General features: G+C 62.8%; 24 protein-coding genes. 11 read left to right on the top strand and 13 right to left on the bottom strand.

Going from position 1 to position 25,583, the window contains the following annotated elements:
* Window positions 1–470: 470 nt before the first annotated feature.
* Entirely contained in the window at window positions 471–1,247 is a 777-nt protein-coding gene (locus I5R65_RS23780) for an enoyl-CoA hydratase (RefSeq protein ID WP_180670960.1), read from the bottom strand.
* A 214-nt stretch (window positions 1,248–1,461) separates the two neighbouring features.
* On the opposite strand from I5R65_RS23780, the gene I5R65_RS23775 reads away from it, so the two are divergent.
* Window positions 1,462–1,899 carry a universal stress protein gene (locus tag I5R65_RS23775; protein WP_180670961.1) on the top strand — a complete coding sequence of 146 codons (438 nt, stop codon included), beginning with the start codon at window positions 1,462–1,464 and terminating at the stop codon, window positions 1,897–1,899.
* 74 nt (window positions 1,900–1,973) lie between these two features.
* On the opposite strand, the gene I5R65_RS23770 is transcribed toward I5R65_RS23775, so the two are convergent.
* Window positions 1,974–3,224 carry a murein transglycosylase A gene (locus tag I5R65_RS23770; RefSeq protein WP_180670962.1) on the bottom strand — a complete coding sequence of 417 codons (1,251 nt, stop codon included), beginning with the start codon at window positions 3,222–3,224 and terminating at the stop codon, window positions 1,974–1,976.
* Between I5R65_RS23770 and I5R65_RS23765 the strand changes: the two genes are divergently transcribed.
* Window positions 3,223–3,387 carry a hypothetical protein gene (locus I5R65_RS23765; protein WP_180670963.1) on the top strand — a complete coding sequence of 55 codons (165 nt, stop codon included), beginning with the start codon at window positions 3,223–3,225 and terminating at the stop codon, window positions 3,385–3,387. The genes I5R65_RS23770 and I5R65_RS23765 overlap by 2 nt on opposite strands.
* Window positions 3,388–3,419: 32 nt before the next feature.
* Here I5R65_RS23765 and apaG read toward each other — a convergent pair whose 3' ends face one another.
* Window positions 3,420–3,794, bottom strand: coding sequence for a Co2+/Mg2+ efflux protein ApaG (gene apaG, locus I5R65_RS23760; protein ID WP_006465097.1), 375 nt, complete (start codon window positions 3,792–3,794; stop codon window positions 3,420–3,422).
* A 208-nt stretch (window positions 3,795–4,002) separates the two neighbouring features.
* Here apaG and rpe point away from each other — a divergent pair, with 208 nt between their 5' ends.
* From rpe to trpC, 6 genes are all read left to right on the top strand, one after another.
* A complete protein-coding gene (gene rpe, locus I5R65_RS23755) occupies window positions 4,003–4,668 on the top strand; it encodes a ribulose-phosphate 3-epimerase (protein ID WP_006465098.1) in 666 nt (221 codons plus the stop codon).
* A 69-nt stretch (window positions 4,669–4,737) separates the two neighbouring features.
* Window positions 4,738–5,418: a phosphoglycolate phosphatase gene (locus I5R65_RS23750; RefSeq protein WP_180670964.1), complete on the top strand. Its 681-nt coding sequence runs from the start codon at window positions 4,738–4,740 to the stop codon at window positions 5,416–5,418.
* A gap of 344 nt (window positions 5,419–5,762) precedes the next feature.
* Window positions 5,763–7,259 (top strand): anthranilate synthase component I, encoded by a 1,497-nt coding sequence (gene trpE / locus I5R65_RS23745; protein WP_180670965.1) that lies wholly within the window; start codon window positions 5,763–5,765, stop codon window positions 7,257–7,259.
* Window positions 7,260–7,835: an aminodeoxychorismate/anthranilate synthase component II gene (locus I5R65_RS23740; protein ID WP_180670966.1), complete on the top strand. Its 576-nt coding sequence runs from the start codon at window positions 7,260–7,262 to the stop codon at window positions 7,833–7,835.
* A 38-nt stretch (window positions 7,836–7,873) separates the two neighbouring features.
* Window positions 7,874–8,911: an anthranilate phosphoribosyltransferase gene (gene trpD, locus I5R65_RS23735; protein WP_180670967.1), complete on the top strand. Its 1,038-nt coding sequence runs from the start codon at window positions 7,874–7,876 to the stop codon at window positions 8,909–8,911.
* Between the two features lie 16 nt (window positions 8,912–8,927).
* Window positions 8,928–9,728 carry an indole-3-glycerol phosphate synthase TrpC gene (trpC, locus tag I5R65_RS23730; protein WP_180670968.1) on the top strand — a complete coding sequence of 267 codons (801 nt, stop codon included), beginning with the start codon at window positions 8,928–8,930 and terminating at the stop codon, window positions 9,726–9,728.
* 79 nt (window positions 9,729–9,807) lie between these two features.
* Here the strand turns inward: trpC and I5R65_RS23725 are convergent, their stop codons facing one another.
* Window positions 9,808–10,575, bottom strand: a complete 768-nt coding sequence (locus tag I5R65_RS23725) for a 3-oxoacyl-ACP reductase family protein (protein ID WP_180670969.1) — start codon at window positions 10,573–10,575, stop codon at window positions 9,808–9,810.
* 162 nt (window positions 10,576–10,737) lie between these two features.
* Here I5R65_RS23725 and I5R65_RS23720 point away from each other — a divergent pair, with 162 nt between their 5' ends.
* A complete protein-coding gene (locus I5R65_RS23720; RefSeq protein ID WP_180670970.1) occupies window positions 10,738–11,664 on the top strand; it encodes a LysR family transcriptional regulator in 927 nt (308 codons plus the stop codon).
* Window positions 11,665–11,673: 9 nt separating this feature from the next.
* Here I5R65_RS23720 and I5R65_RS23715 read toward each other — a convergent pair whose 3' ends face one another.
* From I5R65_RS23715 to I5R65_RS23680, 8 genes are all read right to left on the bottom strand, one after another.
* On the bottom strand, window positions 11,674–13,083 hold the full coding sequence (locus I5R65_RS23715) for an MFS transporter (RefSeq protein WP_219341900.1): 1,410 nt from the start codon (window positions 13,081–13,083) through the stop codon (window positions 11,674–11,676).
* Between the two features lie 140 nt (window positions 13,084–13,223).
* A complete protein-coding gene (gene ubiB / locus I5R65_RS23710; protein ID WP_180670972.1) occupies window positions 13,224–14,798 on the bottom strand; it encodes a ubiquinone biosynthesis regulatory protein kinase UbiB in 1,575 nt (524 codons plus the stop codon).
* Window positions 14,799–15,407 carry an SCP2 domain-containing protein gene (locus tag I5R65_RS23705; protein ID WP_180670973.1) on the bottom strand — a complete coding sequence of 203 codons (609 nt, stop codon included), beginning with the start codon at window positions 15,405–15,407 and terminating at the stop codon, window positions 14,799–14,801.
* Window positions 15,408–15,592: 185 nt separating this feature from the next.
* Window positions 15,593–16,579, bottom strand: a complete 987-nt coding sequence (locus tag I5R65_RS23700) for a Tim44 domain-containing protein (RefSeq protein ID WP_180670974.1) — start codon at window positions 16,577–16,579, stop codon at window positions 15,593–15,595.
* A gap of 143 nt (window positions 16,580–16,722) precedes the next feature.
* A complete protein-coding gene (gene ubiE, locus I5R65_RS23695; RefSeq protein WP_180670975.1) occupies window positions 16,723–17,457 on the bottom strand; it encodes a bifunctional demethylmenaquinone methyltransferase/2-methoxy-6-polyprenyl-1,4-benzoquinol methylase UbiE in 735 nt (244 codons plus the stop codon).
* A gap of 90 nt (window positions 17,458–17,547) precedes the next feature.
* On the bottom strand, window positions 17,548–17,970 hold the full coding sequence (locus I5R65_RS23690) for a gamma-butyrobetaine hydroxylase-like domain-containing protein (protein ID WP_077235935.1): 423 nt from the start codon (window positions 17,968–17,970) through the stop codon (window positions 17,548–17,550).
* A gap of 142 nt (window positions 17,971–18,112) precedes the next feature.
* On the bottom strand, window positions 18,113–18,559 hold the full coding sequence (locus I5R65_RS23685) for an HIT family protein (RefSeq protein ID WP_180670976.1): 447 nt from the start codon (window positions 18,557–18,559) through the stop codon (window positions 18,113–18,115).
* A gap of 15 nt (window positions 18,560–18,574) precedes the next feature.
* On the bottom strand, window positions 18,575–22,576 hold the full coding sequence (locus I5R65_RS23680; RefSeq protein WP_180670977.1) for an FAD/FMN-binding oxidoreductase: 4,002 nt from the start codon (window positions 22,574–22,576) through the stop codon (window positions 18,575–18,577).
* 336 nt (window positions 22,577–22,912) lie between these two features.
* On the opposite strand from I5R65_RS23680, the gene I5R65_RS23675 reads away from it, so the two are divergent.
* Complete coding sequence (locus I5R65_RS23675) at window positions 22,913–23,059, top strand: hypothetical protein (protein ID WP_180670959.1); 147 nt, start codon at window positions 22,913–22,915, stop codon at window positions 23,057–23,059.
* Window positions 23,060–23,128: 69 nt separating this feature from the next.
* Here the strand turns inward: I5R65_RS23675 and I5R65_RS23670 are convergent, their stop codons facing one another.
* Entirely contained in the window at window positions 23,129–23,620 is a 492-nt protein-coding gene (locus tag I5R65_RS23670) for a YqaA family protein (RefSeq protein ID WP_180670978.1), read from the bottom strand.
* A gap of 354 nt (window positions 23,621–23,974) precedes the next feature.
* Between I5R65_RS23670 and ilvA the strand changes: the two genes are divergently transcribed.
* On the top strand, window positions 23,975–25,513 hold the full coding sequence (ilvA, locus tag I5R65_RS23665) for a threonine ammonia-lyase, biosynthetic (RefSeq protein WP_255493474.1): 1,539 nt from the start codon (window positions 23,975–23,977) through the stop codon (window positions 25,511–25,513).
* The last annotated feature ends 70 nt before the right edge of the window (window positions 25,514–25,583 follow it).

Below are 25,583 nucleotides of genomic sequence, written 5' to 3'. Positions count from 1 at the left end.
AAAGATCATCTGCATCAAACGCGCTTGGCGCTGTTTGCATCGCTGCGAATCGTTGTGTTCGTCAGCAGCAGAGAAACGAGATTATGTAGCAGTTAGTTCATCGCGTCAACTACTTTTTTGCGATTCGCTTTAAATTTTTTCGTCTTCGCTTTTGCTACTGCTCGACGACTTCCATTTAAAACGCCCTTCAACCTGCTTCACTACTCACCTGCCTCGCCCACCTTCGTCGCTCTGTTTTTCAACTTCGCTTCGTGTGTCGCGTCAGCAGGGGGCGAACTATAGCAACCCACCCAACACCACGCAAGCCCTTTTTCTAAAATATTCGAAAATAATTTAGCCTGGCCTGAAGGCCGCCGCTACCGACGCCACGCAAACCCGCGCCCGGTATGGCTTTGAGACCCAAACCCAAAAACAGAAACCATACAAACAAAAATGGCCACCCTCGCGGGCGGCCATTTCCTCTCTCATATTCAGGCGTTCTTGAAGACCGCCGGCCGCTTTTCCAGGAAGGCCTTCATGCCCTCCTTCTGGTCTTCCGTCGCAAAGCAACTATAGAAGAGCGCGCGCTCATACCTGATGCCATCGGCGAGGTTGCTCTCAAAGGCGCGATTGACGGAATCCTTCACCATCATGGCCACCTGGCGCGGCATCTCGGTAATGGCCACCGCCGCCGCCATCGCCTCCTCCATCAGCTTGTCCGCAGGGACGATGCGCGATACCAGCCCGGCGCGCTCGGCTTCCTGCGCATCCATCATGCGCGCCGTCAGCGCCATGTCCATGGCCTTGGCCTTGGAAACGGCACGAGGCAGACGCTGCGTGCCGCCGGCACCAGGGATGATGCCCAGCTTGATTTCAGGCTGACCGAACTTGGCATTGTCGGCGGCAATGATGAAGTCGCACATCATTGCCAGCTCACAACCGCCGCCCAGGGCGTAGCCGGCCACTGCCGCAATGACCGGCTTGCGGATGCGGCGCAGAGTTTCCCAGTTACGGGTGATGAATTCCCCGTTGAAGACGTCCATATAGTCATAGCCCGCCATCACGCTGATATCGGCGCCGGCAGCAAAGGCCTTCTCGCTGCCGGTGACGACGAGGCATCCGATTTCGTCCTGGGCATCGAATGCCAGCAGGGCCTCGCCCAGTTCGATCATCAGGCCATCGCTCAGTGCGTTGAGCGCCTTGGGGCGGTTCAGGCGGATCAGGCCAACCTGGCCGTGGGTCTCGACCAGAATGTTTTCGTAGCTCATGTAGGTCTCCTTCTTATGGATGAGTCGGGGAACCGCCCGGACGTGGCGCAAACCCGGTACGGCGAGGTGCAAGAATAAGCCAAAAATAATGAGGAAGTCCGACCTGGCGCAATGACTGCCGATAATTTCATGCGGGCAAGGCGGCACCAGACTATATTGGAGTCATCTAACCGACGTCACACGTGAAACCAACTTCATCGACCAGGAGGCCAACATGTTCAAGACCATACTCGTGCCCACCGACGGCTCCGAACGTTCGGACAAGGCCATCGCCACCGCCGTGGATTACGCCAAGCATTGCGGCGCCCGTCTCATCGGCATCTCGGTCGCGGAACCGTATCCTTTCTCTCCACTGGCCGAAAGCTCGATGGCCATTGATCCTGCCCTGTACGAGGAAAACGTCAAGACCCTGGCCAACCAGCACATCAAGAAGATCGCCGATGCTGCTGCTACAGCCGGCGTGCCATGCCAGACCGAGATCGTGATGTCCTTCAACCCGGATGAGGAAATCATCAAGGCCGCCCAGCTTCACGGCTGCGACGCCATCTTCATGGCCTCGCACGGTCGCAGCGGGCTCTCGCGCATGTTCCTCGGCAGCAAGACCCAGAAGGTGCTGGCTCACTCCACCATTCCGGTGCTGGTACTGCGCTGACCCTCCGCTTCAACGAAAAAGGCCTGGTCCATCTCTGGACCAGGCCTTTTCATTGCCGGGAGGAAAACAACCGATCAGTTGCCACCCGGTGGATTCATCCCCTTGGGCAGCAGCACCCACATCATCCCGCGCTGCTTCATCGAGCCGGCACGGTCCTCTGCTTCGTCGCCAAAGCCCCAGAAGTAGTCTGCCCGCACCACGCCACGAATGGCACCACCGGTATCCTGCGCCACCACCAGACGCTGCAGCGGCCTATCGCTATTGGGAAGGGTCGTCGCCAGGAAGACCGGCGCGCCCAGCGGGACGTGCTGCGGATCAATCGCGATCGAGCGCTGCGGCGTCAGCGGGATACCCTGGGCGCCCTTCGGCCCCTTGGACGGATCGGGCAACTTTTCTTCCTTGAAGAAGACATAGCTGGGATTGGCATTGAGCAACTCTTCCTTGCGCGCCGGATTGGCCTGGACCCAGGCCTTGATGTTCTGCGCCGACGCCTGGGACAACTCCATTTCACCCTTGTCCACCAGGTAGCGGCCTATGGATTTGTAGGGGCGGCCATTCTGGTCAGCATAGGCCAGGCGAATGGTCTCGCGCGATTCAGGCAGATAGACCCGGCCGGAACCCTGCACCTGCAGGAAGAAGGCCTCCACCGGGTCGTCCACCCAGACGATCTCCTTGCCCGCAAGATTATTACCCTGCATCAACTCTGCACGGGTGGGATAGGGCACTACCTTGCGCCCCACCACCTTGCCGCGCAGGCGCAGGTTCTTCAATTCCGGATAGACGCTGGCCATGTCGATGGTCAGCAGGTCGTCCGGCGCCTGGTACAACGGCGTCTGGTAAGGCCCGGCACGACGGCGTGAGCCACGCAGCAGCGGCTCGTAATAACCGGTGACCAGACCGGTATCGGTCCCGTCCGGGTTGAACAGCTGGTAAGGCGTGAAATAGGTCTCGAAATACTGGCGCAGGAAACCCAGGTCGCCGGCATTGACCTGCTGGGCCGCACCGCAGGCGGCGCGCCACTCCGGCTTGCGGATCAACACCGAGCAGGAAGACTGCAAGGCCGGCCAGGCCTCGCGCAGGTCGTCGTTGCTCCAACCCGGCAATTGCGAGAAGGTGGTGGCGCGCATGGCCGGGCCCGGCTGGGCGGTCGGCTTGGCCGGCGGCTGGCTCACCGGCGGCGTAGTCAACGGCGTCGTCTGGCAGGCCGCCAGCAGGACGGCGACCGAGACGGCCAATGCGGGTACACTGAGGCGCCTGAGCGAGGCGAGGCTGAAGGGGTGATTCAAGCGATTCAAACGATTCAATGACATCGGAGACAAATTCATGTTGTGGTTGATCCTGGAGGCCTGCGCCGCCTTTTTCCTGCTGGTCTTCATCGTCTGGTGGACCATGTTCTCGGGCCGCAAGGAGAAGAACGGCAGACCCGTCACCCGGCAACGGCAGGCACAGCAGCAGGCACGAGAGACGACAGACAGCGACCAGCGCTGAAAAATCCGCTGGCCGACTCCAAAACCTTCATTTCAGTGGAGCGTGCGCGGAAGGGACAGGACGAACTCGGGAATCCGGGCGTCGAACTGTTCGCCATCCTCGGCCACGCAGAAGTATTCACCGTGCATGCTGCCCTGTGGCGTCTTGAGCGAGGTACCGCTGGTGTATTCGAACTGTTCGCCCGGTTGCAGGAAGGGCTGATGGCCTACCACACCCAGCCCGCGCACTTCCTCGACATGGTTGTTGGCATCGGTGATCACCCAATGGCGCGAGATCAGCTGGGCCGGCACGGTGCCGGTGTTGGCGATGGTGATCGCATAGGCGAACACGTAGTGCGAACGCGATGGATCGGATTGTTCCTCCAGGTACTGGGTCTTGACCGTCACCGTGAACTCGTACGCTGCCATGGGATTTTTCCTGTGTTGTCGTTATGTCGGGCCGGGCATGAAGAAAACTCGCAGCGACCATCCCCGATTGCACACGAATTCGTCACGCAGCGCAAGCCGCAACGTTCCGTCAGCGCGTCAGCGCCCGGCGACAGGGTAAAATAGCAGCTTTGCCGCCTCAGCGCAGCGCCGGGGCCGCCGTCGATTCAGCCATCCTTTCTTTACAGCCATGCCGACCTATCGTATCGCCCCCAGCATCCTGTCCGCCGATTTCGCCCGCCTGGGTGAAGAAGTGCGCAATGTCGTCGCCGCCGGCGCCGATTTCATCCACTTCGACGTGATGGACAACCATTACGTGCCCAACCTGACCATCGGCCCGCTGGTGTGCGAAGCGATCCGCCCGCACGTACAGGTCCCCATCGACGTTCATCTGATGGTCAAGCCGGTGGACCGCATCATCCCCGACTTCGCCAAGGCCGGCGCCAACCTGATCACCTTCCACCCGGAAGCCTCCGAGCACATCGACCGCTCGCTGCAACTGATCCGAGACAACGGCTGCAAGGCCGGCCTGGTGTTCAACCCCGGCACGCCACTGCACTATCTGGATCACGTCATGGACAAGCTGGACATGGTCCTGATCATGTCGGTGAACCCCGGGTTCGGTGGCCAGTCCTTCATTCCCGAAGCGCTGAAGAAGATCGCCGAAGTGCGCCGCCGCATCGATGAATCCGGCCGCGACATCCTGCTGGAAGTCGATGGCGGCATCAAGGTCGAGAACATCGCCGCCGCCGCCCGTGCCGGCGCCGACACCTTCGTGGCCGGTTCCGCCATCTTCGGCAAGCCCGACTACAAGGCCGTGATCGACGCCATGCGCGCCGAACTGGCGCAGGTCTGAGCCCGCCCCTTCTGCCTTTGCCCCAACCCGCCATCCATTGACGAACCGACCACGAGGTTTCCCGCGCACATGAGCAAGCTGACCAACATCAAAGCCGCCATCATCGACCTCGACGGCACCATGCTGGACACCGCAGCCGACTTCCATGTCGCAGTCAACCGCATGCGTGCGGAGTTGGGCCTGACGCCCCTGTCGCAGGAAACCATCGTCAACTTCGTCGGCAAGGGAACGGAAAACCTGATCCGCCGGGTACTGGCCGTGGACTATCCCGAAGACGAAGCGGCGCAATACTTCCAGCAGGCACTGGATGCCTATACCGAGCACTACCTGGCCATCAACGGTGACTATTCCGCGCTCTACCCGGGCGTGCTCGAAGGCCTGCAGGCCATGCGCGAGAAAGGCCTGCGCCTGGCCTGCGTGACCAACAAGCCGCTGGCCTTCGCCGTGCCGCTGCTGGAAAAGAAGGGCCTCTCCGGCTTCTTCGAGATCGTCTATGGTGGCGACTCCTTCCCCCGCAAGAAGCCCGACCCCATGCCGCTGTTGCAGGTGTGCGAGGATTTCGCCCTGGCCCCGGCCCAGGTGGTCGCCATCGGCGACTCCAGCAATGACGCCCAGGCCGCCCGTGCAGCGGGATGCCGTGTCCTGAATGTTCCGTATGGATACAACCACGGTGAACCTATACACGACGTCGATTCGGATGGTATAGTTTCGACGCTTGTAGAAGCAGCGCAGCAAATCTCGGTGGATTGACACCCTGTCAGCCACCGGTCGATAGACCAAAGATCGAACCGCGACCCCACATCCATGTTTCGCAACAACAAACGTACCGCACAAACTACAGCCGCCCCTGAGGCCTGGCTGTGGCGACGCTGGCAATTCCAGGCTCAGTGATTGACGCCTGGACCTGGCCGCACCTGCGCGCCGGGTCGTTTGTTGTAGTACCGCATCCCCTGCATTTCCCGCAATTCAAACAACGACACCGCTGACGAGAGTCCGCACCTGTCCACGTGCTTCGTGTGCATCGCGCTCATTGCGCCTGCGCGCCGCCCGGTGGCCAGCGCTGCGTACCCTACAATGGCGGTCTGGAGTGAAACATGACCGAACTCGAATTCAAATCGCTGGCCACCGAAGGCTACAACCGCATCCCCCTGATCGCCGAAGCCTTCGCCGACCTGGAAACCCCGCTGACGCTCTATCTCAAGCTGGCCCAGAGCCACAACACTGGCAAGAACACCTTCCTGCTGGAGTCTGTCGTGGGTGGCGAGCGCTTTGGCCGCTACTCCTTCATCGGCCTGCCCGCCTCCACCAAGATCCGCTGCAGCGGCAAGCAGATCGAGGTCCTGAAGAATGACGTGGTCATCGAGACCGCCGAAGGCAATGCGCTGGAATTCATTTCCGAATACCAGTCCCGCTTCAAGGTCGCCATCCGCCCCGGCATGCCGCGCTTCTGCGGCGGCCTGGCCGGCTACTTCGGCTACGACGCCGTGCGCTACATCGAAAAGCGCCTGGAAGACAGCGCCCCGCCCGATACCCTGGGCCTGCCCGACATCCAGCTGCTGCTGACCGAAGAACTGGCGGTCATCGACAACCTCTCCGGCAAGCTCTACCTGATCGTCTACGCCGATCCTACCCAACCGGAAGCCTTCTCCCGCGGCCGCCAACGCCTGCGCGACCTGCGCGCCATGCTGCGCCGCCCGGCCGACGCACCGGTCACCACCGGTTCGGTGCGCACCGAGACCATCCGCGAATTCCCCAAGGATGAATATCTCAAGGCCGTGGCCCGCGCCAAGGAATACGTGATGGCCGGCGACCTGATGCAGGTGCAGATCGGCCAGCGCCTGAAGAAGTCCTACGTCGATTCGCCGCTGATGCTGTACCGCGCGCTGCGTTCGCTGAACCCCTCGCCCTACATGTACTTCTACAACTTCGGCGACATGCAGATCGTCGGCGCCTCGCCGGAAATCCTGGTGCGCAACGAATCCATCGGCGAAGGCCAGAAGAAGATCACCATCCGCCCGCTGGCCGGCACCCGCCCGCGCGGTTCCACCATCGAACGCGACGAACAGCTGGCCCGCGAATTGCTGTCCGATCCCAAGGAAATCGCCGAGCACGTCATGCTGATCGATCTGGCCCGCAACGACATCGGCCGCATCGCCACCACCGGCAGCGTCAAGGTCACCGACCAGATGGTGATCGAAAAATACTCCCACGTGCAGCACATTGTCTCCAACGTCGAAGGCATCCTCAAGCCCGGCATGTCCAACCTGGATGTGCTCAAGGCCACCTTCCCCGCCGGCACCCTGTCGGGCGCGCCCAAGGTACGGGCCATGGAAATCATCGACGAGCTCGAACCCAGCAAGCGCGGCATCTACGGCGGCGCCTGCGGCTATCTCTCCTTCGGCGGCGAGATGGACGTGGCCATCGCCATCCGTACCGGTGTCATCAAGGATGGCACGCTGTACGTGCAAGCCGCCGCCGGCATCGTGGCCGACTCGGTGCCGGAAATGGAATGGGAAGAAACCGAAAACAAGGCGCGCGCCGTATTGCGTGCCGCTGAACAAGTGCAAGATGGCCTGGACGGAGAAATCTAAATGCTGCTGATGATCGACAACTACGACTCCTTCACCTACAACCTGGTGCAATACTTCGGCGAACTCGGCGAGGAGGTGCTGACCATCCGCAATGACGAGATCACGCTGGATGACATCAAGCAGCTCAATCCCGAGCGCATCTGCCTCTCCCCCGGCCCCTGCAGCCCCAAGGAAGCCGGCATCTGCGTAGACCTGTTGAAGGAATTCTCGGGCAAGCTGCCCATCCTGGGTGTCTGCCTCGGCCACCAGGCCATCGGCGAAGCCTTCGGCGGCAACATCGTGCGCGCCAAGCAGGTCATGCATGGCAAGACATCGAAAATCGCCCATACCGGCGTGGGCGTCTTCAAGGACCTGCCCTCGCCCTACACCGTGATCCGCTACCACTCGCTGGCCATCGAACGCGCCACGCTGCCGGACTGCCTGGAAGTGACCGCCTGGACCGACGACGGCGAGATCATGGGCGTACGCCACAAGCAGTTCGATCTGCAAGGCGTGCAGTTCCACCCCGAGTCCATCCTCTCCGAGCACGGCCATGCCCTGCTCAAGAACTTCCTGACCGGCAGCGCCCACGGCTGAGGCCGCGCCGGGACCACAACACCAAAAAGAGACCAGACATGCCTATCACCCCGCAAGAAGCGCTGTTGCGCTGTATCGAACACCGCGAAATCTTCCACGACGAAATGCTGACCCTGTTCCGCCAGATCATGGGCGGCGAGATGTCGCCGGTCATGATCGCCGCCCTCACCATGGGCCTGCGCGTGAAAAAGGAAAGCATCGGCGAGATCGCCGCCGCCGCGCAGGTCATGCGCGAATTCGCCACCAAGGTGCCGATGGCCGACACCACCGGCCTGCTCGACATCGTCGGCACCGGCGGCGACGGCGCGCATACCTTCAACATCTCCACCGCTTCCATGTTCGTGGCCGCAGCCGCCGGCGCACGCGTAGCCAAGCACGGCGGGCGCAGCGTGTCCTCCTCCTCAGGCAGCGCCGACGTGCTCGAAGCCCTGGGCGCGGACATCAACCTGCAGCCGGAACAGGTGGCGCAATCGATCGCCCAGAGCGGCATCGGCTTCATGTTCGCTCCCAATCACCACGCCGCCATGAAGCACGCCGCCCCGGTGCGCAAGGAGCTGGGCGTGCGCACCATCTTCAACATCCTGGGCCCGCTGACCAATCCGGCCGGCGCCCCCAATATCCTGATGGGCGTATTCCATGCCGACCTGGTCGGTATCCAGGTGCGCGTGCTGCAGCGCCTGGGCGCGCAGCACGCCATCGTGGTCTGGGGTCGCGACAACCTCGACGAAGTCACCCTGGGCGGTGCCACCATGGTGGGCGAGCTGGTCAATGGCGAGATCCGCGAATATGAAATCCACCCGGAAGACTACGGTCTGTCCATGTTCGCCAGCCGCAACCTGCAGGTGGCAAACTCGACCGAGTCCAAGGAGAAAATCTTCGAAGCCCTGCGCGGGCAACCCGGTCCGGTGCACGACATCGTACTGATCAATGCCGCCACCGCCCTGTATGCAGCCGGCGTGGCCCCCTCGATTGCCGATGGCCTGGCCACCGCGCGCGCCACCATCGCCTCCGGCGCCGCCCGCGCCAAGCTGGACCAGTTCGTGCAAGTCACGCGCCAGCTTGGCGGCAAACACTAATCCGACAAGGAAGCCCATGTCCGACATCCTCAACAAGATCCTCGACGTCAAGGCCGAGGAAATCCGCATCGCGCAAAAGCAGCGCGACCTGGCCAGCCTGCGCCGCGACGTCGAAACCGACAGCGAACTGCGCTCCGAACTGCGCAACTTCGAGGCCAGCCTGCGCGACAAGATCGCCAACGGCCAGGCCGGCGTGATTGCCGAGGTCAAGAAGGCCTCCCCCTCCAAGGGCGTGATCCGCCCCGATTTCAAGCCGGCCGAGATCGCCGTCAGCTATGCCACCCACGGCGCGGCCTGCCTGTCGGTCCTGACCGACGAGCAGTTCTTCCAGGGGGCGCCCGACTATCTCAAGCAGGCCCGCGCCGCCTGCGCGCTGCCGGTCCTGCGCAAGGATTTCATGGTCGACCACTACCAGATCTACCAGGCCCGCTCCTGGGGCGCCGATGCCATCCTGCTGATCGTGGCCGCCCTGGACCACGGCCTGATGGCCGACATGGAAGCCTGCGCCCACGAGCTGGGCATGAGCGTACTGGTGGAAGTGCATGACAGCGCCGAGCTGGATGCGGCACTCAAGCTCAAGACCCGCCTGCTGGGCATCAACAACCGCAACCTGCGCACCTTTGAGACCACGCTCGATACCACGCTGGGCCTGCTGCCGCGCATCCCGCCGGAGAAACTGGTGGTCACCGAGTCGGCCATCGCGACCCCGGACGACGTCAAGCGCATGCGCGACGCCGACGTCCACGCCTTCCTGGTCGGCGAAGCCTTCATGCGGGCGCCGGAACCGGGCGTCGAGCTGGCACGACTGTTCGCCTGAACTGATCTTCGCGTGCAGGAAAAACCTCGCCCGGTGCACACCGGTGCGAGGTTTTTTTTGCTCCCGGGCGAGAGCCGGATCAGGCTGCGAAACCGCCGTCGATGGTCAGGTTGGCGCCGGTGATGTAACCCGATTCCGGACCGGCGAGATAGGCCACGAAGCTGGCGATTTCCTCGGCCTTGCCGTAGCGCGGCAGGGCCATCAGGCCGGTCATGACGGCAGCGAAGTCACCGCTGGCCGGGTTCATGTCGGTATCGACCGGACCGGGCTGCACGTTGTTGACGGTGATGCCACGCGGACCCAGATCGCGCGCCAGACCCTTGGTCAAGCCCACCAGGGCCGACTTGCTCATCGCATACACGGCGCCGCCGGCGAAGGGCATGCGCTCGGCATTGGTGCTGCCGATGCTGATGACGCGACCGCCGTCGCCCATGTAGCGAGTAGCTTCCTGGGTGGCGACGAAGACGCTGCGCACGTTCACGGCCAGGGTTCGATCCAGGTCTTCCAGCTTGAATTGGTCGATCGGACCCATGGCCAGCACACCGGCATTGTTCACCAGGATATCGAGACGACCGAAGGTTTCTGCAGCCAGGCGAATGGCTTGCTGCAGCGCGGTCGCGTCCGAGCTGTCGGCCTGGATGGCCAGGGCGCGGCCACCGGCGGCTTCCACGCTGCTGACCAGGGCCTGCGCCTTGTCCGGCGAGCTGACGTAGGTGAAGGCGACGGTGGCGCCTTCGGCCGCCAGACGCTGCACGATGGCCGCGCCGATGCCGCGCGAACCGCCCTGGACGAAGGCAACCTTGGACACCAGGGTGTTGTGGGAAGTCGTAGTGATTTGCTTGCTCATGATCTTGCTCCTTGGATAGATGCGTAAGTGATTGCGTAGGGTTGAACCCGTTGGCGCCGTGCTGTTTGCGTCTGGGTTGAAGCAAGTATCGGCGTTTAATTATGTTGCGACTAGCTGGCAATCACTATCTTCTTTTTAAACCAATGGTTTAGAATCGACCCCATGGAAACCATGACCAGCATCGAATGCTTCGTCGCTGCGGCCCATGCCGGCAGCTTTTCGGCGGCAGCCCGCCAGCTAGGGCTGACGTCGGCCGCGGTCGGCAAGAACGTGGCCCGGCTGGAGTCTTCATTGGGGGTGCGCCTGTTCCACCGCAGCACTCGCAAGCTGTCGCTGACCGAAGCAGGCGAGCGCTTCCTGCAGGAGGTGGCCGGCGGACTGCAGGCCATCCGCAGCGCCGTGGCCAACCTGGCCAGCGCCGGCGGGCAGCCGGCCGGCACGCTCAAGGTCAGCATGGGAACGGGGTTCGGGCGCCAGTACATCCTGCCCTTGCTGGGGGAATTTCTGGGTCGCTATCCGGGCATCCAGCCGGACTGGCATTTCGAGAATCGCCCGGTGGACCTGATCACGGAAGGATTCGATGCCGCCATTGCCGGCGGTACCGAACTCTCGCCCGGGGTGGTGGCGCGCGAACTGGCACCGGCGCACCGGGTATTGCTGGCCTCACCGGCCTATCTGGAAGCGCACCCGGCGCTGCGCTCGCCGGCCGATCTGGCTGACCATGCCGGCGTGCTGATCCGCTCGCCGCAGACCGGGCGCATCCGCCCGTTCTCGCTGCGCGACCGCCATGGCCAACAGGCGCCGGTGACCTTGCAACAGCGGATGACCATGAGCGACGCCAACGCCGCCTGCGAGGTGGCCGAGGCCGGTCTGGGCATCACCCTGGTCTCGATGCCACATGCCCTGATCTACCTGGATCGCGGCACCCTGGTGCGGGTATTGCCGGACTGGTACGTCGATACCGGCATGCTGTCGCTGTATTTCACGGCGGCACGGCTGTTGCCGGCCAAGACCCGGGTCTTCGTCGATTTCGTGGTCGAACATTTTCGCCAGCAGCGGCTGGCGCAGCGCTTCAACGCGCTGGGCTGAAGATCGCCCTCACGCCTTGCCCTGCCGGGTGGCGCGCATGCCGCCGCCGATATTGCTGCCGGCATCGTGCGACAGACCACGGTAGCCGATCACCGAGACCAGCGTCACCAGGCCGGCCATCGCGAAGGCCCACTGGAAATCGCCCAACGTAAAGTGGGCGCCGCTGGCGTCCACCTCTTCCCCGCGCAGATAGGCCGCCACGCGCAAGGCCAGCGCGCCAAAGGCGATGCCCATGCCGATGGTCATCTGCTGCGCCACGCTCCAGAGTGTGCTGGCGGAAGATTTGCGGGCATCGCTGATGTCGGCATAGGCCAGCGTGGCGAGCGTGGAAAACTGCATCGAGCGCGACAGGCCGTAACAGAAGATCACCCCCAGGATCACCGGCAAGGGCGTGCCCGGCGTGAGCAGGCCGCAGGCAATGATGAGACAACCGGCGATGGCGGCATTGTTCAGCGCCACGCTGCGGAAACCAAAACGCTGCAGGATGCGCGTGGTGAACGCCTTCATGCCCAGGTTGCCCAGGGCGGTCGCCAGCAGCAGCAGCCCCGACTGGAATGCCGTGAGACCGAAACCGATCTGGAACATCAGGGGCATCAGGTAAGGCACCGCATCCACGCCGATGCGCGTGAGCGAACCGGTCAGCACGGTCACCGAATAGGTGGGAATGCGCAGATTGGAAAAGTCCAGCAGCGGATGTTCGATGCGCTGCATGTGCCACCAGGCGCACCCGCCCAGCGCCACCCCCAGGGCCACGAAGCCCAGCGCCACCTTGATGTTGGATTCCATGTGGCTGGCGATCTCGGTGCCATACAGCAGCGAAGTCAGCGCCGCGCCCGAGAGCAGGAAGCCGATCAGGTCCAGCGGACGCCGGCTGTGGCCATGCTCGTTGCGGACCACCGCCATCACTGCGATGAAAGCCGCAATCCCGAACGGCACGTTCATCAGGAAGATCCAGTGCCACGAGGCATAGGTGGTGATGAAGCCACCGATGGAAGGCCCCACCACCGGCGCCACGATGGCTGGCCAGGTAATGGTGGCGATAGCCTTCATCAACCGCTCCTTGCCCGTGCTACGCACCACGATCATGCGCCCGACCGGCACCATCATCGCTCCGCCCAGCCCCTGCAAGACCCGCGCCGCCGTGAATTGCCAGACGTTCTCCGAATACCCGCACAGGATGGACGCCAGAGTGAAGATGACGATAGCCATGCCGAACACGGTACGCGAACCGAAGCGGTCCGCCACCCAACCACTGATGGGAATGAACACCGCCAGCGTGAGCATGTAGGCGGTCATGCCCAGACTCAGTTCGTTGGGACCGACACCGAAGGACTGGGCCATCTGCGGCAAGGCCGTGGCGATGATGGTAGTGTCCAGGTACTCCATGAAGAAGGTCGCCGCCACGATATAGGGCAACATGCGCACGCGCGCATCCGGCAAGCTGTTGTCGTTGGTTCCCACGTCCTATATCCCTGTCTGCTGGTCCGACATGCGAAACGCCGGCATGTGCCGGCGCTTCTTTCGAAATTATTTATATCATTTACAAAACCGGCCCTGCATCAATAGAACCTCAGCACATGCATCAGCACCTGGATCACGATGATGCCGCCGATCAGCCCGCCGCCAAAATAGACGATCACCCCGAGCAACATGTTGGTGCGGCGCTGCTCGGCCAGGAGCTTGCGCATCAGTTCGGCATTCTGCGGCTGGCCTTCGCCGTTGGTGTAGCGGGCCAGCGCCTGGTGTGCCAGGCGCGGCAGCTCGGGCAGCAGACGGCTGTAGCGCGGCACCTCGACCTTCAACTGCTCGACGAAACCGCGCCAGCCGATCTGCTCGCTCATCCAGCGTTCCAGGTAGGGCTTGGCGGTCTTCCACAAATCGAGGTCGGGATCGAGCTGGCGGCCCAGGCCTTCGACGTTGAGCAGGGTCTTCTGCAACAGCACCAGTTGCGGCTGCACCTCGACATTGAAACGGCGCGAAGTCTGGAACAGGCGCAGCAGCACCTGGCCGAAGGAGATGTCCTTCAGGGGACGATCGAAGATGGGTTCGCAGCAGGCACGCACGGCCGCTTCCAGTTCATCGACGCGGGTATCCTTGGGCGCCCAGCCGGATTCGATATGGGCTTCGGCCACGCGCTTGTAGTCGCGACGGAAGAAGGCCAGGAAGTTCTGCGACAGGTAGTCCTTGTCGAAATCATTGAGCGTGCCGACGATGCCGAAGTCCAGCGCGATGTAGCGGCCAAAGGTTTCCGGCGCCACCGACACCAGGATGTTGCCGGGGTGCATGTCGGCATGGAAGAAGCCGTCGCGGAACACCTGGGTGAAGAATATCTCCACGCCGTCCCGCGACAGCTTGGACAGGTCCACCCCTTCCGCACGCAGGCGCTCGGTCTGCGAGATGGGGATGCCATGCATGCGCTCCATCACGATCACCGAGGACGAGCAATAATCCCAGTACATCTCCGGCACCATCAACATCGTCGATTCGGCGAAGTTGCGGCGCAGCTGGCTGGCATTGGCGGCTTCGCGCATCAGGTCCAGTTCGTCGTGCAGGTACTTGTCGAACTCGCCCACGACTTCCTTGGCCTTCAGGCGGCGGCCATCCGCCCACAGACGCTCCAGCCAGTCGGCGGCCACGTGCATGAGGCCGATGTCGTGGTCGATGATGTCGCGCATGCCGGGGCGCAGCACCTTGACCGCGACTTCCTTGCCATCCTTCAGGGTGGCGAAGTGGACCTGGGCAATCGAGGCCGAGGCCACCGGGGTACGTTCGAAGCTGGCGAAGAGCAGGTCCGGATGGGCGCCCAGCGATTTCTCGATCTGCCTGACGGCCAGTTCGGATTCGAACGGTGGCACGCGGTCCTGCAGCAGCGTGAGTTCGTTGGCGATGTCGGGCGGCATCAGGTCGCGCCGGGTCGACAGCACCTGGCCGAACTTGATGAAGATGGGTCCCAGGTCTTCCAGTGCGCGACGCAAGCGCTCGCCGCGTGGCGCGGACAGGTCGCGCCAGAAGAAGATGCGGTTGACGATGCGGGCGAAGCGCGGCGGCGCGAATTCGGAGGCGACGATTTCATCCAGGCCATAGAGAATGGCGACGCGGATGATCTTGAGCAGACGCATGGAACGCAGCAGCATTTAGCGACGCTCCAGTTTCTCGATGCGCTTGGACAGACGTTCCAGGTCATCGCGCAGGCGCACGACGTCGGCAGAAAAGTCCTGCAGCTGGCGGGGGCGGATCAGCATCGGTTGTTCTTCCAGGAAATACTCGGCCAGGTTTTCGGTCAGCTTGCGCTGGGTGGTGCGGGCAGCCTCGAACAGACCGCGCGCGCCAGAGACGATGCGGGTGGCGGCGACATCGCCGACCACGCGTGACAGGTCATCCTCGGCATCCCAGCGCAGCTTCTGGCTCAGTTGCGAAATGGCATTGGCAAAATCGGCATCGCCCTCCAGCTTGACGTAGGACACGGCGCGTTCGCGGTTGGCGGCGATCAGCGGCAGATCCGACAGCTTCAGGCGGATGGTGACATTGGCCGGCGCGTCGGTGGGGACATCCTGCAGGTAGCCGTCACCGGCCACCTGCAGCCGCAACTGCATGGCGCCGGTATCGATGCAGGCGACCTTGCCGGCATGGGTGATGAGGGTATTGCGCGCCCACGGCTCCTGCGCCAGCAGATGGTTGATCACCGCGGCGGCGGGTTTCATCGGGTCGAGGGCCAGGGTGGACGGGTCGGGCAGCACGGACATGGGTTCCAGAGACGGGTTGAGCCGGGGACAGCAATAAGAACGCGGAAGCGGCGAAGAATTCACCAATATTCAGCTCCGCAAAAACAAAACCGCCCGATCAAGCGGGCGGTCTCAAGTGTAACAGCTTGGCGCGCCGGCAAGGTTCACGGGCCACGTGTTCCTTGATCCAGCGCCGCCCGGCGCCGCTACACCTGCTGGATACCGGCCAGCACCCAGCCGCCGCTGCCGTTGAGCGGCTTGGACAGGTTCCAGATCTCGGCGAAGGGCTCGGCCGAGGCGTCCGGAGCTTCCTTGATCAGCCCCTGGAAGCGCACGGTGGCGAGGTAATCGAAGGCCATGGTCTCGATGCCCAGCAGTTCGGCATCCAGCTGCACCACGTCGGTGGCATTGGGTGCGACACCGCGTTCGGTAAGCTGCATGCGCAGTTCGGCAAACATTTCCGGCGAGGTGAATTCACGGATGTCATTGGCATCGGCGCGATCCCAGGCGGCCTGCAGACGGATGAAATAGGTCTTGGCATTGCGCACGAAACCGGCGATATCGAAACCCTCCGGGATACCCCAGTGCTGGATCTGCGCGGGTTGGGCGGTACCACCGTAGCCACCATGGCCGCTGCCTTGCAGCGCAGCCGGAGCACCGCTGGAGACGGCCGGCGGCGGGTTGATGTCACGCAGGCCGGAGCCGATTTCAGGTGTCGCACCGGCGGCGCTGCCGATGGGGCTCACGCCCGGCATCGGCGTGGCATAGGCCGGATTGTTGCTCTGCGCCTCGCGACCACGGGCAAACATGCGGATCAGGAAGATCACCGCCGCGCACAGCAAGGCGATGGTCAGCAGCGAACCCAGCATGCCACCCAGCGCGCCGCCGATGCCGAAGTGCGACATCAGCGCGCCCAGGCCGAAGCCCAGCAAGGCGCCGCCCAGCACGTTACGCCAGGGGCTGGCAGGCTTGGGCAGGGGGGCGCTTTGCGGCGTGGCAGCTGGCGTCGCGGGCCGATACGGGGTGGCGGCAGGCTGACTGTAGGACGGCGAAGACGGTGCCGCCTGGCGCGAATAATTGGACGATTGCTTGCCGAAGGAGCCACCGCCGCCCAGGCGCTTGGCCTCGGCCGGTGACGTGAGCAGAGCTAGCGAAGTCATCGCCAGCAACAGTGCGAGCAGGAATTTTTTCATGGCTTACCTCTTGTGGATGTTGCCTTCAGTGCGGGCGGCCGGAACGCATAGCAGATTGGCGATCCAACCGGGACATTGTCGCCCGGCAGAATTAAGCCAGCCTTAATGCCGGGCCACGCCAGCTCAGCCGCTGCCCGCCAGGCTTACATCTTGATGCCGGTATGCAGCGCGGCCACGCCGGCGGTCAGATTGAAATACTGTACGCGCTCCAGACCGACCTGTTCCATCATCTGCTTCAGGGTTTCCTGGTCGGGGTGCATGCGGATCGATTCGGCCAGGTAGCGATAGCTGTCGGCGTCGTTGGCAACTTTCTTGCCCAGCCACGGCAGGACCGAGAAGGAGTACACGTCATAGGGCTTCTTCAGTGGCTCCCAGACCTTGGAGAATTCCAGAACCAGCAGCTTGCCACCGGGTTTCAGCACGCGGCGCATCTCGGCCAGGGCGGCATCCTTGTGGGTCATGTTGCGCAGGCCGAAGGCCACCGAAACGCGGTCGAAATAGTTGTCCGGGAAGGGCAGCTTCTCGGCATCGCACAACATGGTGGGGGTGACGATGCCCTTGTCGAGCAGGCGGTCGCGGCCCACGCGCAGCATGGATTCGTTGATATCGGTCAGCCAGACTTCGCCGCTGGGACCGGCCTGCTTGGCGAAGACCTTGGACAGGTCACCGGTGCCACCGGCAATATCAAGTACCTTGAAGCCAGGGCGAACACCCGCCTGGGCGATGGTGAAAGCCTTCCAGATGCGATGCAGGCCAGCCGACATGAAGTCGTTCATCACGTCGTACTTGGCGGCGACGGAGTGGAACACTTCCGCGACCTTACGGACCTTCTCTTCTTCTTTGACGGTTTCGTAACCGAAATGGGTGGTGTTGGTCATGGCTAGGCCTGTAACTGTAACGTTGAAGACGACATTATAAGAGACCGGCCACGCTGCGGTTTGCCCTGGATCAGCATGGCCTTGCAGTGTTCAGTGCGAGTGGCCGCAGCCGTGACCACCTGCAGCCTCGGCCTGATGGTCGCGCCCGCTCTCGCGGGTGAAGCCCGCCGCTTCGAGTTTCTGCAGATAGGTTTCCCACATCGCGGACTGGTCACGGCCGAGCTGGTAGAGATAGTCCCAGGTGAAGATGCCGCTGGCATGGCCGTCCGAGAACAGCGGTTTGACGCCGTAGTTGCCGACCGGTTCGATGCCGTTGATCTCGACCTCGCGCTTGCCGGTCTGCAGCACTTCCTGGCCGGGACCATGGCCGCGCACTTCGGCCGAGGGGGAGTACACGCGCATGAGCTCGAAGGGCAGCGAAAACATCACGCCATCATCGAACTCGACCTCCACCACGCGCGAGAGCTTGCGTACCTTGAAGGACAGCGGAACCGGAGAAGTCTGGGCGCTCATGGGCTATCCCTTGTGAAATGTGTGAAATCGGTGAGAGGAGAAATGACGCTCGCAACACTGCTGCACCCTGCCTCCGCGACATCGGTGACATCGGCCGCACCCGGACGCGATTGATCACGCCCGGTGCGACAAGTCAGCGCAATCAGGCCGACAAACCCGCCGCATCCAGCTGCCGGCGCACGGCTTCGCGCAGTTGCGGCAGCCAGGCGCGACGCGCGGCGAGACTGGCGGCATCGGCCGGCCGGCGCGGTTCGGCCCATACCGGGCTGGGGAAATGACGATCGTCCACGAAGCGCGGGATCACATGCCAGTGCACGTGCGGGGTCATGTTGCCCAGCGTGGCCAGGTTGACCTTCTCGGGTTGCATGACTTCGCGCTGCGCCGCTTCCACCGCCCAGACGGCGTTGGCCATGCGTGTACGCTGGGCCGGCGCCAGATCGGTCATTTCCTTGACGTGGGTGTTGCAGATCACGCGGCAAAAGCCAGGGTAATCCGGCTCATCGACCAGCACCACCCGGAACTCCGGATGGCGCCACAGCACCTCGCCGCCGTCACCGGCGCACAGTTCGCATGCAGGGGTCTGACTCATCATGGGCTCCCGTGCCTACACCAGGATACGTTCGATGCCACCATTGTTGGCGCGCTCGACGTATTCCGGCATCCAGTTTTCGCCCAGCAGGTGACGCGCCATCTCGACCACGATGTAATCGGCAGTGGTGCCGGCATCCTCGTTGTAGCGCGACAGGCCCTGGAAGCAGGACGGGCAGGAAGTCAGGATCTTGACGTCGCCGGTGAAACCATCGGCGCGCACCTTGTCGCTGCCCTTCTTCATTTCCTCTTCCTTGCGGAAGCGGACCTGGGTCGAGACATCCGGACGCGAGACGCCGAAGGTACCCGACTCGCCGCAGCAGCGGTCGTTCTTCTCGATCTTCTGCGCGTCCACCGTGGTGATGAGCGAGTTGACCGTCTTCAGCGGGTCCTGCAGCTTCATCGGGGTGTGGCAGGGATCGTGGTACATGTAACGGGTACCGGTCACGCCTTCCAGCTTGACGCCCTTTTCCAGCAGGTATTCGTGGATATCGATGATGCGGCAGCCGGGGAAGATCTTCTCGAATTCATAGCCCTGCAACTGGTCGTAGCAGGTACCGCAGGAGACCACGACGGTCTTGATGTCGAGGTAGTTCAGCGTGTTGGCCATGCGATGGAACAGCACGCGGTTGTCGGTGATGATCTTCTCGCCCTTGGCGAAGTCGCCGGTGCCGCGTTGCGGGTAACCGCAGCACAGGTAACCCGGCGGCAGCACCGTCTGCACGCCCACGTTCCACAACATCGCCTGGGTGGCCAGGCCGACCTGCGAGAACAGGCGCTCCGAGCCGCAGCCGGGGAAGTAGAACACCGCCTCGGTATCGGCCGTGGTGGTCTTGGGATTGCGGATGATGGGGACGATCTTGTCATCCTCGATATCCAGCAAGGCACGCGCGGTCTTCTTGGGCAGGTTGCCCGGCATCTTCTTGTTGATGAAGTGGATCACCTGTTCCTTGATCGGCGCCTTGCCGACCGTGGCTGCAGGTTTCTGGGTCTGCTTCTTGGCCAGCTTCTTCAACAGGTCATTGCCCAGGCGCTGCGCCTTGAAGCCCCACTGCGTCATCACCTTGCGGGTGGCGTTGATGGTGGCCGGGTCGGTGGCGTTCAAGAAGAACATGGCCGCATTGGTGCCGGCGTTGAAGGACTTCTTGCCCATCTTGCGCAGCAGGTTGCGCATGTTCATCGAAACATCGCCGAAGTCGATATCGACCGGGCAAGGCGTGACGCACTTGTGGCAGACCGTGCAGTGGTCGGCCACATCCTCGAACTCTTCCCAATGCTTGATGGAGACGCCGCGACGGGTCTGCTCTTCATAGAGGAAAGCTTCCACCAGCAGCGAGGTCGCCAGGATCTTGTTGCGCGGCGAATACAGCAGGTTGGCACGCGGCACGTGGGTCGAGCAGACCGGCTTGCACTTGCCGCAGCGCAGGCAGTCCTTGACGCTGCTGGCAATGGCGCCGATGTCGCTTTGCTGCATGATCAGCGACTCGTGGCCCATCAGGCCGAACGACGGCGTATAGGCGTTGGAGAGGTCCGCTTCCATGCCCGGCAGGTTGAGCAGCTTGCCCTTGTTGAAGCGGCCCTCCGGGTCCACGCGTTTCTTGTAGTCGCGGAATTCGCCGATCTCGTCCTCGGTCAGGAATTCCAGCTTGGTGATGCCGATACCGTGCTCACCCGAGATGACGCCATCCAGCGAACGCGCCAGCTTCATGATGCGGGCCACGGCGACGTGGGCATCCTGCAGCATTTCATAGTGGTCGGAATTGACCGGGATGTTGGTGTGCACGTTGCCATCGCCCGCGTGCATGTGCAGCGCCACGAAGACGCGGCCGCGCAGCACGCGCTTGTGGATGGCCTGGCATTCTTCCAGGATCAGCTTGAAGGCCGCACCCGAGAAGATCTGGCGCAGTTGCGCACGCACTTCCTGCTTCCAGGAGATGCGCACGGTGCGGTCCTGCACCACGTGGAAGACGGCGGCTCCGGGCTGGTCGAGCAGGCGTTGCTCAAAGACCGGCAGCATCTTCTCCAGGCCCAATGCGGCCAGTTCGGCCTTGGCCTCGGTCAGCGGCTTGTCCAGGTTGGCCAGCAGATAGGACCAGCGTGCGTGGGTCTGTTCCAGCAGGGTTTCAGCCTGGTGGACGCGGTCTTCCAGCATTTCGGCGGCGGGGATGTCGTCGCCTTCGGCGTCATCGCTCTTGCCCAGCGGCAGGTTGCCCTTGACGAAGAAGCTGTCCAGTTCGGCCAGCAGTTGCAGCTTGTTCTTGATCGACAGTTCGATGTTGATGCGCTCGATGCCGTCGGTGTATTCGCCCATGCGGTTCAGCGGAATGACCACGTCTTCGTTGATCTTGAAGGCGTTGGTGTGCTTGGCGATGGCGGCGGTGCGCGAACGGTCCAGCCAGAATTTCTTGCGCGCTTCCGGGCTGACGGCGACGAAGCCTTCGCCGACGCGGTTGTTGGCCATGCGGATCACTTCCGAAGCCGCTGCGGCCACGGCGTTTTCGTCGTCACCGACGATGTCGCCGATCAGCACCATCTTGGGCAGCACACCACGCTTGGACTTGGTGGCATAGCCGACCGCGCGCAGGTAGCGCTCGTCCAGGTGTTCCAGGCCGGCCAGAATCGCGCCGCCACGCTTAGTCTCGGCATCCAGGTAATCTTTGATCTCGACGATCGAGGGAATCGCATCGCGCGCCTGGCCGAAGAACTCCAGGCAGACCGTACGGGTCTGCTTGGGCATCTTGTGCAGAATCCAGCGGGCCGAGGTGATGAGGCCATCGCAACCTTCCTTCTGCACGCCCGGCAGGCCCGAGAGGAACTTGTCGGTGACGTCCTTGCCCAGACCTTCCTTGCGGAATTTCTTGCCGGAGATTTCCAGGATCTCGGTCTTGAAGACTTCGGTCTTCTGGCCCTTTTCACCGGGGTGCGACCATTCCAGCTTGAAGCGCGCTACTTCCACATCGTGGATCTTGCCCAGGTTGTGGTCCAGGCGGGTCACTTCCAGCCAGTCGCCCTGCGGGTCGACCATGCGCCAGCTGGCCAGGTTGTCCAGGGCGGTGCCCCACAGCACGGCCTTCTTGCCGCCGGCATTCATGGCGACGTTGCCGCCGATGCAGGAGGCTTCGGCCGAGGTCGGGTCGACGGCGAAGACGAAACCGGCCTTTTCAGCCGCATCCGAGACGCGCTTGGTGACTACACCGGCACCCGAATAGATGGTGGCGTAGGGCTGGTCCAGGCCCGGCAGGATTTCCATTTCGACCGCGCCCAGCTGTTCCAGCTTTTCGGTATTGATGACGGCCGACAGCGGCGTCAGCGGAATGGCGCCGCCGGTATAGCCGGTGCCGCCGCCACGCGGGATGATGGTCAGGCCCAGTTCGATACAGGCCTTGACCAGGCCGGCCATCTCGTCTTCGGTGTCCGGGGTCAGCACCACGAAGGGGTACTCGACGCGCCAGTCGGTGGCGTCGGTGACGTGGGAGACGCGCGAGAGGCCGTCGAACTTGATGTTGTCCTTGGCCGTGTAGCGGCCCAGTACCTTGTTGGCGCGGCGGCGCAGATCGTAGGTCTGGCGGAATTCCTCGGCGAAATCGGCGATGGCCTTCTTGGCCGCCTTCAGCAGGGCTTCCACGCTGGCGCTGCGGCGCTGGGCTTCGGCGTCGCCGGCTTCGGCCAGGTCGGTAGCCAGGCGGCGCTTGTCCACTTCGTTCAAGCGATGGTTGAGCGCCTCGATCAGCGCAGCGCGGCGCTTGGGATTGTCCAGCAGGTCGTCCTGCAGGTAGGGATTGCGGCGGACCACCCAGATATCACCCAGGACTTCATATAGCATGCGCGCCGAGCGACCGGTCTGGCGCTTGCCACGCAGCTCGTCCAGCAGGGACCAGGACGCTTCGCCCAACAACCGGATCACGATCTCGCGATCTGAGAAGGAGGTGTAGTTGTAGGGGATTTCGCGCAAGCGCGGAGGCGTGGCGCCATGCGGCGCGTCTGTAAGCAAGGCCTGGATCTGTGCGGGGGCGTTCATCTATGTATGAGGTCAATCTGCTGCCGGAGGAGCATTTTAGCCTATTGGCAAAACTCGCGACGGGATGGGCCGGTTTTGTGCGACGACCGGACGGCGTTTGCCGGGGCGGCCTGGCGGCGAAGAGGCCATAGCCAGACTCAATTGAATTTATAAATACAATCAATTTCATTGAATTGATTGAATAAATCTATACTTCTTCCAGACCTCAGGTGAACATTCCTGAACCAATGCCCAGTGAGGAGGCTCCCATGTTACAAGCACTGATGACGGAATTCCTGGAAAACCTGGCCATCACCCTGGCCGACTATGCCCAATGCAAGGCGTGAGGAAGAGATCATGAACACAATGAACACCACGACGACCGTCGATGACACCGGCCTCTACCTGAAGCTCAAGACACGCCATCTGGCCGTGCTGGGCGTCACGGCCACCTTCCTGGCCATCCGCGTGGTGGAAGGCCTGCTGCCGACCTTGACCGCCTGAGCGCTTGCGCCGGCCCGCCAGACGGCACCTTCGGGTGCCGTTTCCCTTTGCACTATCGCCAGATCCGGATCACGCCAGCCAGCTGCCCAGCTTGTGCCAGAAGCCATCCGGCACGTTCAGCAGCAGCCAGGTCATCAATATGTAGCGGATGAACTTGCCGATGGCCATGTACACCACCGAGGGCCAGAACGGCAGGCGCAGCCAGCCGGCCAGGGTACAGATGGGGTCGCCGATGCCAGGCAACCAGGCCAGCAGCATGGTCTTGGCACCAAACCTCTCCAGCCAGTGGAACCAGCGCGAGGAACGCTCCTTGGCAAAGGCCTGCTTGGCACCATAGCCCATCCAGTAATCGACGATGCCACCCAGGGTATTACCCAGCGTGGCTACCAGGATCACCGGCCAGAACATCTCGGGGCTGGCCTTGATGACGGCAAACACCGCCGGCTCCGAGCCCAACGGCAGCAGGGTGGCGGAGATGAAACTGATCAGGAAGACCGAGGTCAGGCCGACCGTGGGGATAGCGAGGATATTGAGCAGCCAGAGGACGGCGGATTCGATCATGCAGGTGGAGGGTAGATTGAAGACTGGCCGCAGCCAGGCGGAATTTCTTGCGAACTTGCTTGCAAAACTTGCCATCCATCAAGCCCGGTCGAATGGCGCAGCGTGCATTCTAGCTGGTGCCATCGAGGCTGAATTCAAGAACTGAAGAAAGATTCACTCCTGCCCGGTCCCTACACCCGGCTTGCCGGCGCCCAGCCCGGTGCCTTTATAATGTCCAGTTCCCCTGGACCGGAGCGGCTACCGCTCTCCTCGCCCAGGAGGAATTCCGACCGGCTTACCGAGCCGTTTTTTCCCTTTGCCTGATTGCGATATGACCGCGCCTGAACCCGCTGCTGCTCGCCTGACCTCACTTCACTGAAGACCGACATGAGTAACGATTATCTGAAAAAGATCCTGACCGCCCGCGTCTATGACGTCGCCCAAGAAACCCCGCTGGAACTGGCGAACACGCTGTCGCAAAGGATTGATAATCGAATTTACTTCAAGCGCGAAGACATGCAGAGCGTGTTCAGCTTCAAGCTGCGCGGCGCCTACAACAAGATGGCCCACCTGACGCCGGCGCAACTCAAGCGCGGCGTCATCTGCGCCTCCGCCGGCAACCACGCCCAGGGCGTGGCACTGTCGGCCGCCCGACTGGGCTGCCGCGCCGTGATCGTGATGCCCACCACCACCCCGCAGGTCAAGATCGACGCCGTCAAGGCGCGGGGCGGCGAAGTGGTGCTCTTCGGCGACTCCTTCACCGATGCCTATGAACACGCGCTGACGCTGGAAAAGAAGCAGAAGCTGACCTTCGTGCATCCCTTCGACGATCCGTATGTGATCGCCGGCCAGGGGACGGTGGGCATGGAAATCCTGCGCCAGCACCCGGACCCGATCCACGCCATCTTCGTGGCCATCGGCGGTGGCGGCCTGATCGCCGGTGTGGCCTCCTACGTCAAGGCGGTGCGCCCGGACATCAAGATCATCGGCGTGCAGACCACCGACTCCGACGCCATGGCGCGCAGCCTCAAGGCCGGTCGCCGCGTGGCCCTGCCGGACGTGGGCCTGTTCTCGGACGGCACCGCCGTCAAGCTGGTCGGTGAAGAAACCTTCCGCATTGCCAAGGAGCTGGTGGACGAAGTCATCATCGTCGATACCGATGCCGTCTGCACCGCCATCAAGGACATCTTCCAGGACACGCGCAGCATCGTGGAGCCGGCCGGTGCACTGGCCGTGGCCGGCGCCAAGGCCTACGTGGAGCGCGCGCGTGCCAGCAAGAAGCCGATCAAGGGCGAGTCGCTCATCACCATCGCCTGCGGCGCCAACATGAACTTCGACCGCCTGCGCTTCGTGGCCGAGATGGCCGATGCCGGCGAGGCCCGCGAGGCCGTCTTCGCCGTCACCATCCCTGAAGAGCGCGGCAGCTTCCGCCGCTTCTGCGAGACCGTCGGCCCACGCAATGTCACCGAGTTCAACTATCGCATCAGCGATGACAAGGCTGCGCATGTCTTCGTCGGCATCCAGGTCTCGGCCGCCGACGAGGCCGGCAAGATCGCCCGCAACTTCGAGAAGGCCGGCTTCGGCGTGCTGGACCTGACCCACGATGAACTGGCCAAGGTCCACATCCGTCACCTGGTTGGCGGAAAAAGTGAACTTGCCGGTGACGAACTGCTGTATCGCTTCGAATTCCCGGAGCGCCCGGGCGCGCTGATGAAATTCCTCTCCAGCATGAACCCGGGCTGGAACATCAGCCTGTTCCACTACCGCAACCAGGGCGGTGATGTCGGCCGCATCCTGATCGGTGTACAGGTGCCCAAGAAGGAGATGAAGGAGTTCCGCGCCTTCCTGGCGCAACTGGGCTATCGTCACTGGGACGAAACCAGGAACCCGCTGTACAAACTGTTCCTCGGCTAGCACCGCAGGCCGCGCCCCACCCGGGCGCGGCCCGGCAATACCGAACGTCAAAGCCAGCCGAGGCTGGCAT

The organism is Herbaspirillum sp. AP02, assembly GCF_015767275.1.
Lineage (GTDB): Bacteria > Pseudomonadota > Gammaproteobacteria > Burkholderiales > Burkholderiaceae_D > Herbaspirillum.
Note: the sequence above shows the minus strand (reverse complement) of the source record. Positions and strands in the feature narration are given on the sequence as shown.

What these genes read in the sequence shown, in the direction of transcription:
- I5R65_RS23700 (WP_180670974.1), bottom strand. Translation starts at nt 16,579, where the DNA reads ATGAAAAAATTCCTGCTCGCACTGTTGCTGGCGATGACTTCGCTAGCT.
- trpE (WP_180670965.1), top strand. Translation starts at nt 5,763, where the DNA reads ATGACCGAACTCGAATTCAAATCGCTGGCCACCGAAGGCTACAACCGC.
- I5R65_RS23775 (WP_180670961.1), top strand. Translation starts at nt 1,462, where the DNA reads ATGTTCAAGACCATACTCGTGCCCACCGACGGCTCCGAACGTTCGGAC.
- I5R65_RS23750 (WP_180670964.1), top strand. Translation starts at nt 4,738, where the DNA reads ATGAGCAAGCTGACCAACATCAAAGCCGCCATCATCGACCTCGACGGC.
- I5R65_RS23720 (WP_180670970.1), top strand. Translation starts at nt 10,738, where the DNA reads ATGGAAACCATGACCAGCATCGAATGCTTCGTCGCTGCGGCCCATGCC.
- I5R65_RS23715 (WP_219341900.1), bottom strand. Translation starts at nt 13,083, where the DNA reads ATGTTGCCCTATATCGTGGCGGCGACCTTCTTCATGGAGTACCTGGAC.
- I5R65_RS23670 (WP_180670978.1), bottom strand. Translation starts at nt 23,620, where the DNA reads ATGATCGAATCCGCCGTCCTCTGGCTGCTCAATATCCTCGCTATCCCC.
- I5R65_RS23705 (WP_180670973.1), bottom strand. Translation starts at nt 15,407, where the DNA reads ATGTCCGTGCTGCCCGACCCGTCCACCCTGGCCCTCGACCCGATGAAA.
- trpC (WP_180670968.1), top strand. Translation starts at nt 8,928, where the DNA reads ATGTCCGACATCCTCAACAAGATCCTCGACGTCAAGGCCGAGGAAATC.
- trpD (WP_180670967.1), top strand. Translation starts at nt 7,874, where the DNA reads ATGCCTATCACCCCGCAAGAAGCGCTGTTGCGCTGTATCGAACACCGC.
- I5R65_RS23740 (WP_180670966.1), top strand. Translation starts at nt 7,260, where the DNA reads ATGCTGCTGATGATCGACAACTACGACTCCTTCACCTACAACCTGGTG.
- ubiB (WP_180670972.1), bottom strand. Translation starts at nt 14,798, where the DNA reads ATGCTGCTGCGTTCCATGCGTCTGCTCAAGATCATCCGCGTCGCCATT.
- I5R65_RS23680 (WP_180670977.1), bottom strand. Translation starts at nt 22,576, where the DNA reads ATGAACGCCCCCGCACAGATCCAGGCCTTGCTTACAGACGCGCCGCAT.
- I5R65_RS23780 (WP_180670960.1), bottom strand. Translation starts at nt 1,247, where the DNA reads ATGAGCTACGAAAACATTCTGGTCGAGACCCACGGCCAGGTTGGCCTG.
- I5R65_RS23725 (WP_180670969.1), bottom strand. Translation starts at nt 10,575, where the DNA reads ATGAGCAAGCAAATCACTACGACTTCCCACAACACCCTGGTGTCCAAG.
- apaG (WP_006465097.1), bottom strand. Translation starts at nt 3,794, where the DNA reads ATGGCAGCGTACGAGTTCACGGTGACGGTCAAGACCCAGTACCTGGAG.
- I5R65_RS23690 (WP_077235935.1), bottom strand. Translation starts at nt 17,970, where the DNA reads ATGAGCGCCCAGACTTCTCCGGTTCCGCTGTCCTTCAAGGTACGCAAG.
- ubiE (WP_180670975.1), bottom strand. Translation starts at nt 17,457, where the DNA reads ATGACCAACACCACCCATTTCGGTTACGAAACCGTCAAAGAAGAAGAG.
- I5R65_RS23770 (WP_180670962.1), bottom strand. Translation starts at nt 3,224, where the DNA reads ATGAATTTGTCTCCGATGTCATTGAATCGTTTGAATCGCTTGAATCAC.
- rpe (WP_006465098.1), top strand. Translation starts at nt 4,003, where the DNA reads ATGCCGACCTATCGTATCGCCCCCAGCATCCTGTCCGCCGATTTCGCC.
- I5R65_RS23765 (WP_180670963.1), top strand. Translation starts at nt 3,223, where the DNA reads ATGTTGTGGTTGATCCTGGAGGCCTGCGCCGCCTTTTTCCTGCTGGTC.
- I5R65_RS23685 (WP_180670976.1), bottom strand. Translation starts at nt 18,559, where the DNA reads ATGAGTCAGACCCCTGCATGCGAACTGTGCGCCGGTGACGGCGGCGAG.
- I5R65_RS23675 (WP_180670959.1), top strand. Translation starts at nt 22,913, where the DNA reads ATGAACACAATGAACACCACGACGACCGTCGATGACACCGGCCTCTAC.